Annotated in this window: 11 protein-coding genes; 6 read left to right on the forward strand and 5 right to left on the reverse strand. The window is 58.2% G+C overall.

Translation table 11 applies throughout. The features are described from left to right. Positions 1 to 117: 117 nt before the first annotated feature. Positions 118 to 1,296, reverse strand: coding sequence for a TRC40/GET3/ArsA family transport-energizing ATPase (locus ACVWXF_RS08910; RefSeq protein ID WP_414332153.1), 1,179 nt, complete (start codon positions 1,294 to 1,296; stop codon positions 118 to 120). Between the two features lie 188 nt (positions 1,297 to 1,484). Here ACVWXF_RS08910 and psbQ point away from each other — a divergent pair, with 188 nt between their 5' ends. Beyond that, positions 1,485 to 1,883, forward strand: a complete 399-nt coding sequence (gene psbQ / locus ACVWXF_RS08915; protein WP_011432766.1) for a photosystem II protein PsbQ — start codon at positions 1,485 to 1,487, stop codon at positions 1,881 to 1,883. Positions 1,884 to 2,244: 361 nt separating this feature from the next. Here psbQ and ACVWXF_RS08920 read toward each other — a convergent pair whose 3' ends face one another. Together ACVWXF_RS08920 and ACVWXF_RS08925 are read right to left on the reverse strand one after the other, a co-directional pair. Beyond that, on the reverse strand, positions 2,245 to 3,126 hold the full coding sequence (locus ACVWXF_RS08920; RefSeq protein WP_457474208.1) for a Tab2 family RNA-binding protein: 882 nt from the start codon (positions 3,124 to 3,126) through the stop codon (positions 2,245 to 2,247). A gap of 18 nt (positions 3,127 to 3,144) precedes the next feature. Beyond that, complete coding sequence (locus ACVWXF_RS08925) at positions 3,145 to 3,621, reverse strand: VOC family protein (RefSeq protein WP_414388801.1); 477 nt, start codon at positions 3,619 to 3,621, stop codon at positions 3,145 to 3,147. 299 nt (positions 3,622 to 3,920) lie between these two features. Between ACVWXF_RS08925 and ACVWXF_RS08930 the strand changes: the two genes are divergently transcribed. Continuing rightward, the gene (locus ACVWXF_RS08930; protein WP_457441307.1) at positions 3,921 to 5,066 is read left to right on the forward strand and encodes an energy transducer TonB; all 1,146 of its coding nucleotides are present in this window, start codon (positions 3,921 to 3,923) and stop codon (positions 5,064 to 5,066) included. A 158-nt stretch (positions 5,067 to 5,224) separates the two neighbouring features. Here the strand turns inward: ACVWXF_RS08930 and ACVWXF_RS08935 are convergent, their stop codons facing one another. Beyond that, positions 5,225 to 5,932, reverse strand: a complete 708-nt coding sequence (locus tag ACVWXF_RS08935; RefSeq protein WP_011432770.1) for an RNA-guided endonuclease InsQ/TnpB family protein — start codon at positions 5,930 to 5,932, stop codon at positions 5,225 to 5,227. Between the two features lie 269 nt (positions 5,933 to 6,201). Between ACVWXF_RS08935 and gcvT the strand changes: the two genes are divergently transcribed. Then, entirely contained in the window at positions 6,202 to 7,350 is a 1,149-nt protein-coding gene (gene gcvT / locus ACVWXF_RS08940; RefSeq protein WP_457474209.1) for a glycine cleavage system aminomethyltransferase GcvT, read from the forward strand. Positions 7,351 to 7,359: 9 nt separating this feature from the next. Here the strand turns inward: gcvT and ACVWXF_RS08945 are convergent, their stop codons facing one another. After that, complete coding sequence (locus ACVWXF_RS08945; RefSeq protein WP_011432772.1) at positions 7,360 to 8,319, reverse strand: sigma-70 family RNA polymerase sigma factor; 960 nt, start codon at positions 8,317 to 8,319, stop codon at positions 7,360 to 7,362. A gap of 926 nt (positions 8,320 to 9,245) precedes the next feature. Between ACVWXF_RS08945 and ACVWXF_RS08950 the strand changes: the two genes are divergently transcribed. The 3 genes from ACVWXF_RS08950 to ACVWXF_RS08960 all read left to right on the forward strand — a co-directional run bounded on the left by ACVWXF_RS08950 (position 9,246) and on the right by ACVWXF_RS08960 (position 13,246). After that, positions 9,246 to 9,620, forward strand: a complete 375-nt coding sequence (locus ACVWXF_RS08950) for a DUF1257 domain-containing protein (protein ID WP_011432773.1) — start codon at positions 9,246 to 9,248, stop codon at positions 9,618 to 9,620. A 23-nt stretch (positions 9,621 to 9,643) separates the two neighbouring features. Next, the gene (locus tag ACVWXF_RS08955) at positions 9,644 to 10,759 is read left to right on the forward strand and encodes a pentapeptide repeat-containing protein (RefSeq protein ID WP_457474210.1); all 1,116 of its coding nucleotides are present in this window, start codon (positions 9,644 to 9,646) and stop codon (positions 10,757 to 10,759) included. Between the two features lie 111 nt (positions 10,760 to 10,870). Further along, entirely contained in the window at positions 10,871 to 13,246 is a 2,376-nt protein-coding gene (locus ACVWXF_RS08960; protein WP_414329861.1) for a phosphoketolase family protein, read from the forward strand. Positions 13,247 to 13,363: the final 117 nt, after the last annotated feature.

Raw genomic sequence — 13,363 nt, forward strand, 5'->3', positions numbered from 1 at the left:
TCAGGACTTGGGTCATGGTTCTATCATAACTTCCGCATTCCTCCCGACACTGACCCTACGGGTACAGTGCGGGGCTCCTGCGATTTCTAGCTGACGCAACCAAGAGCAGCTACAGCCTCAAGCAGCAAAATGAATGCGCAGGTAGTCTTCTTCCATCTTGGCGCGGGCCGGGGTCATGGCCGCTAAAGTCTGGGGCAGAACCAAGTTGCGGCGGTGGTTGCCGATGCGGATGTTCAGCTCATCCCCGGTTTTGGTCAATTCCACCTGCTCTTTCGGGATCCCGGGCAAGTAAAGATCCAGCCGGTACTGGCCGTTGTCGGTTACCACATTCAGGGTTTGCTCGGCATAGAGCACGTCCGCCGGGTTGCGATCCCCCCAGAGGTCTTTTTTCAGGCGGGCTAGGGCGTCCCATCCCACCAACTCCTCGGAGTACAGCGGGATCTCGAAGACCGGCAGGGGGGCAAAGTTTTCGTGGATTTCCTGGCGATATTTCTGTTGGGCTGCCTTCCAGGCGGCAAAGTAGGGATCCACCACTCCATCGGGCAAGATGCGGTTGGCAATCACCAAATCGGTGGCCACCCCGTAAAGGCTGAGGTAGGCGTGGGCCCGCAGCGATTCTTTGATCACCATCTTTTCGGGGTTAGTGACCAGCCGCACTGAGGTGATGCGGTTGTTGGTGAGGATGCGCTCCAGCCGCTCAATCTTCTGATAGAACTCATAAGGAGCATCCAGCACCTGGTCATTCGGCAGCGGGATCCCGGTCAGCCCCTTCACAATCGGCTCGGCAATAGGACGCAGCATTTGCGCCAGCCCCTGCAGGGGTTTGTAGAACCTGCGCATGTACCAGCCAGAAACATCCGGCAGGCTCAAGAGGCGCAGGGCCGTGCCTGTAGGGGCCGAGTCGATGATCAACACATCGAACTTGCCTTCGTCGTAATGGCGATTCACCCGCACTAGGGCAAAGATCTCATCCATCCCTGGCAAAATCGCCAGCTCCTGTGCCTGCACCCCATCTAGCCCTCGCGCCTGCAACACCTGGGTAATGTAGGTTTTGACGGATCCCCAATTCAGCTCCAGTTCGTTGAGGGCGTCCAGCTCCGCCCCCCAAAGGTTAGGTTTGACCTCGACCGGCTCATGGCCCAAGGGCTGATCGAAGCTATCGGCCAAAGAGTGGGCCGGATCTGTGCTCAGCACCAAAGTTTTCAGGCCAATCTCGGCACAACGCCAGCCGGTCGCCGCCGCCATCGAGGTTTTGCCGACTCCACCCTTGCCGGTCATGAGGATGATGCGTTGCATGAGAGTGCCATTTACATTCTTTTACATCCCTAGCCTAACCGATTTGCTGTGCTCTTCGAGAGGCAGCCAAGGGGCTGAGGTGCAGCCAGCGGGTAAACTATTCATTTGATTACCAAATGATTGCCAAAAAGCTGATGGCAATCATGGCCAAGAAGTCAAGCCTGTTGCAGGCATGTGGGAGGTATGTGATGATCTGTCGCTGGCGGAGTGTGTTGCTGGTTGCCATCCTGACATTGGGGCTGTGGCTGGGATCCCTTTCTGTGCAAGCGGCTGCTGGCCTGCCCCGAGAGCTGCAACAACTGGAGCAACAGGTAGAGCGGCTGCAAAGCCTGGTGGAGGCGGAGGACTGGTTGGAGATCCGCTCCTACATCCACGGGCCGATGGGACTCACTCGTAAGACCTTGACCGGCCTGGCGGCTACCCTGCCAGATAAACAAAAGCGGGAAGTGCTGCGCCTGGCTAAGGAGATGGGCCGCAGCTTAGAACAACTAGACTTTGCCGCCAAAGCCTATGACCAACCCGAGGTGGAGGCAGCCCAGGCCAAGGTGAAAAAGACCTTGCAGGCGCTGGAGGCTGTGTTTTCCTAGTGAGGATCCCTTCTCTCTTTGGCGACTTTGGCGATATGGTGGTTTCAAGTTAGGGTGAGACGCCTAGGCCACTGATCGCGCCAGCGGGACGGAGTCCTTGAAAAGCCTTCTGGCCCTGCGCATTCAAGGTTTTGGGTGCGGATGCAGGGCCCTAGTTTGAATCGAAAACGCAGTCATTTCAAGTAGTGTAGTCATTTTTTAAACAGGTAATGAAACATTTCTGTCGCATTGGTCTCTAACTCCCCTCTCCCTCTGGGAGAGGAGCTGGGGGTGGTCGCGGCAGCGGCGCGGAGCGTTTGGGGAGTGTCTCAATCTAGTTTGAAATGACTGTAATTTACAAACAGGCTGTAACGGCTGCTACTTACAGCGGATGTTGCATCAGCCAGAAGCCGGCGAAAGACTGGGCCCTGAGATCGGTTTGAATGGCAAGAAAGTGGAGCCCCTGGGCCTGCTGCTGGCGCTGGGCAAAGACTTCTGCCTCTGTTCGCAGTGTTTCATCTCTCAATTGTGCAAACAGATAACAATCGTTGAGGCCCGCCTCGAGCAGTAGCCGTCCGTCTGCCACACTCAAGTAAGCGGGCTCCATACCGCTCATCCAGGCTGCCATCGGCAAAGCCCGCTGCGAGGTAATCACCAAGCCGGGAATGAGGGTGCTCCGCACCACTGGTGCCAATGGGTCGGGCGTCAAAGTGTCCCAGGCAACCGGAAAAAGCTCGCCAAATTCTATCGGCCAGGCGTCGGCTTCCCGCAGATCCTCAGCTCGCAAGGTCACGAAGGCCCAGCGTTCTCCCTGCAACTTGTCCGGCAGACGGATAGGATCCGGCGGATCGGGATCCACAGGAGGTTCGGGGCTGTAGGTAAACTGAGTCTCTTGAGGGTAAACCTGCTCTGCCCGTTCTCGCATCCAAGCTTTGAGGGTGTAAACGCGACGACTGGGCAGCATCGGGATCCCAACCGCATCGCAGGCCCGTTGCAGGATGGAACTCATGCGGGCTCGAAACACACGAATGGCCGAGGGAGGCTGTGGGGCAGCTTCCAGGTAGCTCCGCAACTGTCGTGCCACCCAGGTGCTGTTCACCTCTTGGTTACTGCAATACTGCGCTTGGCGAAACCGGCCGGTGGGATCGCATACCAACAGCTCCCAAACCCTTCGGTTCTGCTCATCCCGCAGGGGGACGGTGTTGAAATCCATCTGCCAGATAGGGCCGCGCGCAGGGCCAGAACGCAGGAGTTGAGTGGCCAAAGGTTCCTCCTGTTTGCACTACATGCCACTTGAGCGGGCCGGGGATCGTTCGCGCGAGCGGTGGGAAGCACTGTCCCCGACCAAGGCCAATTCCCGCTCCCCGAAAATGGCGGAAGCGTTGCGGTAGTACTTAAACTCCAGCAGGTTATGGAAGGGATCCTGCAAAAAGAAGGTGCCGTGTTCCAAAGGGGTGTCAACAAAGCGCCAACGCGGCTCCTGATAAAAGGGCAAGGCTCGCTCCAGGGCACGGTCGGCCAGCGCCTGCCAATCCCCTTGGGTAGGGAAGATCAGGCCAAAATGACGAGGGTAGATGCCCCGCTGGGGCGTCAGCTCTTCGTGGGTGAGGTGGGCCACCAGTTGATGGCCGTACAGGTTAAAAATAACGGCAGCAGAGGTTTCTCGACCGATCTCACAGCCCAAGCCATCGCCGTAGTAGGCCTTGGCCAAGGCAATATCGGCAACTGGAAAGGCCAGATGAAAGCGGATGGGTTCCATAACGTCGCTCCTAAAAAGCCACCAAAAGTGCCCCACCAGCCAACATCAGAGCCAGCACCCCGAGCTGTGGGGCTTTTCCCCGGCTAATGGGATCCCCGCTCTTTTCAAGGTAGGCGATCTTAGAGCTGCTGCAAGGTGGGATCCCTTCCCGAGCCCGAGATAGACTATACGCCTTTGCGCAGGAGTGCCAACTGCTCGGATGCTATAACACTAGCTAGTGTGTTACCCCCGTGGCCCAGTCTGCAACAGACAACTCGGTGTGTTGAGAGCGTTGAAGAAAGGAAAGGGCAATCTTGGCTATGACCAGCATCTGGATTGAGCAGCGCCGCCGCGAGGATGAATCTCGCAACTTTTTTTGGATGGTGGCGCTGTCGCTGCTGCTGCACGTGCTGGTGCTGCTGGGATTGCTCCACTTGGGGCGGCTTTGGCTCACTCGCGAGCCAGAACAAGAAGCCATTGAGTTTATCCTTCTGGATCCAGAAGATCTGCAGCCCCCAGAGGAAGCAGATCTGGTTTCAGAAGTTGATTCCCGCGATGGGGGTGAGCGGGTAGAAGCCCCTCCGTCTCAAGGCAGTCCACCTCAATCTCAGGCCGCCCCTCCCCAGGAGGCCCCTGCTCCTCCTCCGCCAAGACCCCAACCACCGCCACCACAGCAGCCTGCCCCTGTTCCACCACCACCTGCCCCGGCTGCAGTTGCCCTGGCAACCCCAACTCCAACCCCTCCACCCAAGCCCACGCCTACCCCAACCCCCGCTCCCCCTCAGCCCACCGCGACCCCGACTGCGGCACCGCCACCTTCCACGCCTGTCCCCAGACCTACTCCGACCCAAACTCCACCGCCTGTGGCGGCTGCTCCCTCCCCAAGGCCCACTCCCCCGCCAACTGCGGAGCCCTTGCCCATACAGCCAAGCGAGCGGGTTTCGGATCCCAGCCAATTGGCTCCCGTTCCGCCCGCTCCGCAACCGGTGACAGAGGTTCTTCCCGCCCAGCGGCCCTCTGACTCTTCCCAGTTGGGGCCTCCGGTCAGTGCCTCTGCTCCCAGCAATGGAGCCGGGATCCAGGGCAGTGGAGCTAGTGGATTGGCCAACCCCACCCAATCCGCTCCCAATCCCCCCAGTGTGGCAGCGCGGGCCGATGTGGATTGGGGCCCCTGGCTGGCCGCTTTGCAGCGGAAAGTGGAGCAAAATTGGATCCCTGGGCAGACCGGCACCTCGCGTCGCACGGTGGTGATTTTTACGGTGGGTCGAGCTGGCGATCTGCAGAGCATTCGCCTGGGGCGCACGTCTGGCAGCCAACAAACAGACGATGCAGCGCTGACGGCTATCCAGAGGGCAGCTCCCTTCCTGCCGCTGCCTGAGGCTTACGAGGGCAACTCGGTGACGATTAATTTCACCTTTGATATCAACGTGCTGGGCCAGTTGACTGTAGGGGGATCCGCCAAGTAAACTACCCGACCCTGACTGCTTCGCGGTACAGAGTAGGCTTTTAGTAGTCCTGCAGTTAGTAAACTAACCACGGGCCTCTGGGATGGTTTACGACACCCCCAATCAACCGTTACCAGTGCCTTAAACAACCGTTTCTGGTGTCCGCAGTATTATTTATATCACAAGGCAAGTGAAGTTGTGTATTCCTCCCGATACTGACTTAATCTGCGCTGGTGCTGCTTTAACCTCCTTTCGCTGCGTCTGAGAAACTTTGGACACTCTACAGAGTTGCCGTTCTGGTCGGTGTAGAAAGCCTTCCAGCCCAAGTCAATGCCAATAACATTGCCTGTGTATTCTCCCTGCTCCTTGCGCTCCACATCCAAGCAGAACTGGGCATAGTACCCATCTGCCCTGCGTATCACCCGCACCCGATTGATTTTGGAGTTTAGGATATGGTGTCTTGCCTCACCATTGCAGTACAAGGCAAATGTTCCTGCGTTGAAGCCGTCGGTGAACGTGATGGACATGCCGTCAGGAGACAGCTTCCAGCCGGACAGCTTGTACTCGACCGACCGACAGTTCTTCTTGAACTGCGGATAGCCTTTCCTTGGCTCTTTGTTCTTGCAACGGCGGTAGAAGTTGGAGAGGGCAGACCAAGCTCTTTCGGCACTAGCTTGACGGGCGGCAGAGTTGAGCTGGCGGGCGAAGGGGAACTCTTTGGCCAAGTCCTTGCAGAGGGAATACAGAACCGCTTTGGTCGCGCCCCGGTTATCCATCCAGTACCGTAGACACTTGTTTTGCACAAACTGCGCAGTGCGAATGGCTTCATCCAGAGCTTGGTACTGCTCTGCTGTGCCGTTGAGCAGCTTGGCTTCTCTGACCAACATATTGCTATTTTAAAGTGCTACGCAAAAGTGCTACGCACCGCTACCGCGAACAGCGTTCCTGAAGGGATAAAACGGTCTGCGCCTTACATCCCTACCCTCAAGGGCAGGGCTTTACGGCGTTTTTTCGGTAAAACCGCAGGGAGCGCTCCAGGTTGCCGACGCGGATCATGGTGTGGAGAAGGCGCATGGCACAAGCTCCGAGAAATGGGCGATGCTGCACTTATTTTAGTCTTTGACCTTTTAGTCTTTAGACCGCTGAGGATCCCTTGATGAGCCAAACGCCTCTGCAACGCACCCCCTTGTTCTCCCTTCATCAAGCTTTGGGGGCGCGATTTGTCTCTTTTGCCGGCTGGGAAATGCCGCTGCAGTATCGGGGAGTGATAGCAGAACATCGGGCAGTGCGGGAGAGGGTGGGGATATTCGACATTTCCCACATGGGCAAGTTCACCCTCTGGGGGCCGGAGCTGGGATCCCACCTCAGCCGTCTGGTTCCCAGCGATCTGAGCGCCGTTCCTGTGGGATCCGGTCGCTACACCGTCCTGCTCAATCCACTGGGGGGCATTTTGGATGATGTCATCTTCTACCGGCATCCACTGGAGGGTGAGCTGGAGCACTGGAGCGTGATCGTCAATGCAGCTACCCGGCAGAAGGATTGGGATTGGCTCAACCACCACTTCCAAGGGATCCCCGGAGTCAACCTGCAGGATCACTCCGACACTCGGGTCTTGTTGGCGGTGCAGGGGCCGGCAGCCGAACAGGTTCTCCAGCCCTTTTTGGAGGGATCCCTGAAGGCTTTGCGCCGGTTTCAGCAGGGTCAGTTTGCCGGAGCGGCGGGAGCCTTGGGAGAGTCTATCTTCGTGGCCCGCACTGGCTACACCGGAGAAGATGGCTTTGAAGTTATGCTCAGCCCCGAAGACGGCATCCGCCTTTGGGAGCAACTGATTCAGGCCGGCGTACAACCCTGTGGGCTGGGCTGCCGCGATACCCTGCGCCTGGAGGCTGCCTTCCATCTTTACGGGCAGGACATGGACGAGAGCACCACTCCCTTAGAAGCCGGCTTGGGCTGGTTGGTGAACAACCCAGGGGACTACATCGGCAAGCCCGCCATCGAAAGCCAACGGCAGCAAGGGATCCCTCGCCACCTGGTGGGGTTTCGCATGTTGGAAAGTGTTCCGCACCCCTATCGCGGACGGGCCATTCCCCGCAGCGGCTATGCCATCTACGCTCCCAACTCCCCCGAGCCGATCGGACGGGTAACCAGCGGCACCCATTCTCCCAGTTTGGGCTACGGCATCGGCTTGGGCTATGTCGCTCCGGCTTGGGCCAAGGTGGGATCCCGGCTGGAAATTGAAATTCGGGGGCAGCGCCAGCCTGCCGAAGTGGTGAAAAAACCTTTCTACAGTGCTGCGCACCGCTGACGCAAACGGTTACAGGTTCCCGTTAACCCAGGGTTTGGCAGCTTTGGGCGTGGAGTATTCCTGTTGCAGCCGCCGCAACTTCCGCAAGGCCCGCCGTTCAATCTGTCGTACTCGCTCCCGCGAAAGACCGATGTGCTCCCCAATTTCCCGCAGCGTTAGACCTCTGGATCCATCCAGCCCATAGCGAGCCACGATCACCTGTCGTTCTCGTTCACTCAGTTGGCCCACCAGCGCGCGGACTTCCTCTCGACGGGCAAGCTGGGTTAGGTGTTCAACAGGGTCGTTGTCTTCATCTGGGATGAAGTGCTGCAGCTCGGTGCCGTCTTCATCCCCTACCCCCACATTCAAGGAACGCATCTCTGCCATGTGGCGGGTGATCAGCTCCCGGTAGTTATCGCCAATATCCAGAGAATCAAAAACTTCTTCCGCTTGGGGACGGGATCCCCTTTCGGCAGATAACTCGCGGTAGCGCCGCTTCACCTGGGAGACCTTTTCGTACATGTGGGCCGGCAGACGGATCATCCGCCCCTTGTTTTGGATGCCCCGGTTCACGCTTTGCCGGATCCACCAAGTGGCATAGGTGGAGAACTTGTAGCCACGGGTGGGATCGAACTTTTCCACGGCGCGGGTGAGGCCGATCGTGCCTTCCTGAATCAAATCCAGAAACGGCAAGCCGCGATTGCGATAGCGCTTGGCAATCGACACCACCAAGCGGAGGTTACACTCCACCATTCGTTTCTTGGCTGCTTCCCCCTGCCGCAGGATCTGCTGCAGCTCTGCCAAGGGGATCCCCAGCCGCTGGCTCCAACCTTCCACAGACTCATGGGGCTGCCGTTGCTCCAAGAGCGTCACCATCCGCTGCACCTGGTGAGCCAGGCGGAGCTCTTCTTCAGCGGTGAGCAACGAGTAGCGGCCAATCGTCTTCAAGAAACGCCCCACCGCATCTTGCAAGTCAAGACTTTCTGACATATCAAACCCCACACCATAAATTCATGTCCTGTCAGAATCTCTACTTCTCCTGCTGCATCGGGCCCTCTTCCTACACACAAAGCTGACCTTTCTGCAAACAGCACCTTATTCATACCAGCACAAAAGCCTTTTCGTAAAGGCTTTGACTTCGAAAAATCTAATCCAGAACTCGGTGTTTGACTCACTAAATTTATTGAGTCTGGCTCACTAGACTCTATTAGGAGCGTCTAGCTGCCCATTTTGTTGATTAAAAACTCTACTAAAAGGGTGGCCGAGAAATTAACCATTTCATAAGCCTGGATTTAAGACTTAGGAAAGTTACGAAAGATTGTTCTAAAAAATCAACAAGTTTTTGATGCCAAATCAGATTGCTCATAAGCTAAGAAAGCAAATTTTTTCACTCATTTTGTTAGAACTAGAAATGGATATTTCTGTTTGCAGAACTATCGGAAGGGCTTGCTCGGCAGGGAATAGAAAGGTTCATCAGCAGGTTTTTGGAATGCCTTGAGGTGAATTTGGCACGTCATCGCCGACAACCTCAGCCGGAAACAGACGAGAACAGATCCCTGTGGGACAGATTTTTGCTGCTGCCTCCAAACATAGTGGAGACTATCGTCAATTCTTGACTTTAGACGCTAGATGTAGATCCAAGATTTCTGTGTTACCGAACACGCTAGGCGCGGATGCCTCAGCCTTGGTGCTCCGTACCGCTATCGCGAATGCCGCAGCGCGCGCCTACATAAGAAGGCAGGTCAGGCCAGCCCAGCGACCCTCCAGGCCCAGGTGTGCTGCACTCCTGCGGGAGAAAGGGGGAGCTGCGTTCCGCTCGCTCGACCCACCGCAGGATGGTTTACATTTCTTCCACCACCCCAAGGGCGCTTTATAGTGAGGATCCGGTCTCCATCGGTCAAAGGATTGGAAGGGCCATGTCTCACTTCACCACCCTGCAAGTGCAAATCAAAGACGCCGATCTCCTGGAAGAGACTCTGAAGGAATTGGGCTACGCTGTGCAGCGGAATGCCAGCCTGCGGGGCTATCTCTGGAACCGCACCCGCGCCGATCTGGTGATCCGGCAAAAGAATGGCTTCGACATCGGGTTTCGCCGCAACGGGGATCACTACGAGCTGGTGGCCGATCTGTGGGGGGCGGGCATCGATCCCAAGACCTTTCTGGAGCCGATCTTGCAGCGCTATGCCCACAAAAGTTTGCTGCGCTCAGCCCGTGAGCAGGGCTATACCATCGAGGCCGAAGAAGTGCTGGAGGATGGCACCATCCGCGTGGTGGTGGGGCGTTGGCTATAAGCCAGGTTCATCGGGATCTGCCCATGGTAGGTAAGCCTCAGCCGGCTGCCAGAACTGGCCAGGGATCCCGGCCCCAACCTTGGGATCTGGTGTTGGGGGGGCAAATGGCAACCGGGAGCGCCCCTGCCCACGCCTTGGTGTTGGGAGGTATCGAGGGGGCGCGGAGACGACTCACCCACAGCGATGAAGCCGTGCGCTTGGCCACCCTGCCCCAGTTGCTGCAGTACGGGTCGGCGGGCCTGGCCGAACTCATTGCAGCCCTCGCTGGCAACAGCTCTTGGGCGGTGCGGCTGGAAGCTTGGCGGCTGTTGTCTCAGCTAGGCCAGCCGGAGGCAGAACAGGCCTGTTGCACCTACAGCCCCTTTCGCCCGGTGGGGGGAGCGCAAGGGGTGATCGTGGCCTATCGGCGTGGGGAGCGGAACTTTGCCTACGCCGACCTGGAGGGAGTGGATCTGCAAGAGGCGCGGCTAGGGGGCGTTAACCTCTACGAAGCCAATTTGAGAAAGGCCAACCTGCGCCTTTGCAACTTCAACGGCGCCCACCTGCGCCGGGCGGATCTGCGCCAGGCCAATTTGCAAGAGGCCAAGCTAAGCGGCGCCGTCCTCGAAGGAGCCGATCTGCGGGGATCCGACCTGAGGGGGGTAAAAGTTAGCGGCACCAGCCTGCGGGGATCCCGGCTTTCGGAAGAGACCCACCTAGAAGAACGGGTGCGCCACATCTGGCAGTTGCAGAACTGGGGGGGACAGGGACAGGATTTCTCCGGCCAAGACCTGAGCAAAGCCGATCTGCGAGAACTGGTGCTCTGTCAGATCCGGCTGAGGGGAGCGGATCTGAACCGGGCCGATCTGCGTGGATCCAACCTGGAGGGAGCGGACTTGGGGGGAGCCAACCTACAGCGAGCGGACTTGCGGGGGGCCAACTTGCAAAATGCCGACCTGGAAGGGGCCAATCTCAGCGGCGCCGAGCTGCGTCAGGCCCAGTTTCAGGGGGCTAACCTGCGGCGGGCCGATGTCAGCGGGGCCAACCTAACCCAAGCCAACCTGGAAGGAGCTCAGATCGAAGGGTTAAAGCACAGCGGATCCCGGATTGCCGGCCTGATCTTTCCCGACGGCACCCCGATCAAGCCCTGGTGGTGGTAACAGGTGCCTACCGCTCACCCAATGAGCCAAATCCAAAGGAATCCCAAGATCCCCCGGCAATTGGGCAAACCCGGATCACCATAGGAGTAGAGATACCTATGGGGTACAGCTATGGTTCTGGCAGAACAGCTCTCGACAAAACCGCTCACCGCCGACGAGCTTCGCAAAATGGATGCCTACTGGCGGGCCGCCAACTATCTGTCGGTCGGGCAAATCTATTTGATGGACAACCCGCTGCTGCGAGAACCCCTAAAACTGGAACATGTGAAGCCACGCCTGCTGGGGCACTGGGGCACCACACCCGGGTTGAACTTCATCTACGTGCATCTCAACCGCATCATCAAACGGGAAAACCTCAACATCCTCTACATCACCGGCCCCGGCCACGGTGGCCCTGCTCTGGTGGCCAACACCTACTTGGAAGGCACCTACAGCGAGGTGTATCCCAACATCGGCCAAGACGCCGAAGGCATGCGCAAGCTCTTCAAGCAATTCTCCTTCCCCGGCGGCGTGCCCAGCCACGTGGCTCCGGAAACCCCTGGCTCCATCCACGAGGGGGGAGAACTGGGCTATGCCCTGGCCCACGCCTTTGGGGCTGCCTTTGATAACCCCGATCTGCTGGTGGCCTGTGTGGTGGGGGATGGAGAAGCGGAAACCGGCCCCTTGGCCGCTTCCTGGCATTCCAACAAGTTCCTCAACCCCATCCACGACGGAGCAGTGCTGCCGATTCTGCACCTGAACGGCTACAAGATCGCCAATCCCACCGTTTTGGCCCGCCTCAGCCGTGACGAGCTGCAAAATCTGTTTGTGGGCTACGGCTACAAACCCTACTTCGTAGAAGGCTGCGAGCCGGCAGAGATGCACCAGTTGATGGCCGCCACTTTGGACACGGTGATCCACGAGATCCAAGAAATCCAGCAGCATGCCCGCAGCAAAGGGGATCCCACTCGTCCCCAATGGCCGATGATCATCCTGCGCACCCCCAAAGGCTGGACCGGCCCCAAAGAGGTGGACGGCAAAAAGGTGGAAGATTTCTGGCGCTCCCACCAAGTGCCCCTGGCGGATCTGGCCAAAAAACCGGAGCACCTCAAGGCTCTGGAAGACTGGATGCGCAGCTACAAGCCGGAAGAACTCTTCGATGAAAATGGCCGTCTGCTGCCGGAGCTGCAAGAGCTGGCCCCCAAAGGGGAAAAACGCATGGGGGCTTTGCCCCACGCCAACGGCGGCCTGCTGACGCGGGAGCTGAAAATGCCGGATTTCCGTCGCTACGCCGTGCCTGTCCCCCGCCCCGGCACCACCGAAGCCGAAGCCACCCGAGTTCTGGGGCAATTTCTGCGGGATGTGATGAAGCTCAACCCCCACAACTTCCGCCTCTTTGGCCCCGATGAAACCGCTTCCAACCGCTTGGATGCTGTGTTTGAGGCCAGCGATCGCACCTGGGTAGCTCCCATCTACGATTGCGACGAGCACCTCTCCCCAGATGGACGGGTGATGGAGATCCTCAGCGAGCACGTCTGTCAGGGCTGGCTAGAAGGCTACCTGTTGACCGGGCGACACGGGTTCTTTTCCTGTTACGAAGCCTTCATCCACCTGGTGGACTCGATGTTCAACCAACACGCCAAATGGTTGAAAACCACCCGTCACATTCCTTGGCGGCGGCCCATCCCTTCCCTCAACTACCTGCTGACTTCCCATGTGTGGCGGCAGGATCACAACGGCTTCAGCCACCAGGATCCCGGCTTTTTGGATCACGTGGTCAACAAAAAGGCCGAAATCATCCGCGTCTACCTGCCCCCGGATACCAATACTTTGCTCTCGGTGGCCGACCACTGTCTGCGCAGTCGCCACTACGTGAATGTGATCGTGGCGGGCAAACAGCCGGCCCTGCAGTACCTGGATATGGATGCGGCCATCAAGCACTGCACCCAGGGCTTGGGCATCTGGGAATGGGCCAGCAATGATCAGGGTTCAGAGCCGGATGTGGTGATGGCCTGCTGCGGCGATGTGCCGACGATGGAAACCCTGGCGGCGGTGGACTTCCTACGGCAGCACCTGCCAGAGATCAAGATCCGGGTGGTGAATGTGGTGAACTTGATGAAGCTGCAGCCGCCCAGCGAACACCCCCACGGCATTAGCGACAAGGAGTTTGTCAGTATCTTCACCCCCGACAAGCCCATCGTGTTTGCCTTCCACGGCTATCCTTGGCTCATCCACCGCCTCACCTACCGCCGTCCCAACCACCACAACCTGCACGTGCGCGGCTACAAGGAGGAAGGCACCACCACCACCCCCTTCGACATGTGCGTTCTCAACCAGGTGGATCGCTTTAACTTGGCCAACGACGTCTTGGAGCGGGTGGATCGCTTCAAGTACCGGCGGGATCACGTCCAGCAGCTTATCCGGGACAAGCTGGTGGAGCACAAGCAGTACATCTGCAAACACGGGGAAGATCTGCCGGAGGTGCGCAACTGGAAGTGGCCCTATTGAAGGGATCCCCACTCAACTAACTTTCGCCTCTGAGCTCTGGCAGGATAGAGTTTTTGAGGGTTTGGAGGTTGAGGGTGTGAGGGGTTCAGAAAGGGTGGATGCGGATACACTTCCTGA

The sequence above is a fragment of the Thermostichus sp. MS-CIW-40 genome (genome assembly GCF_054058315.1).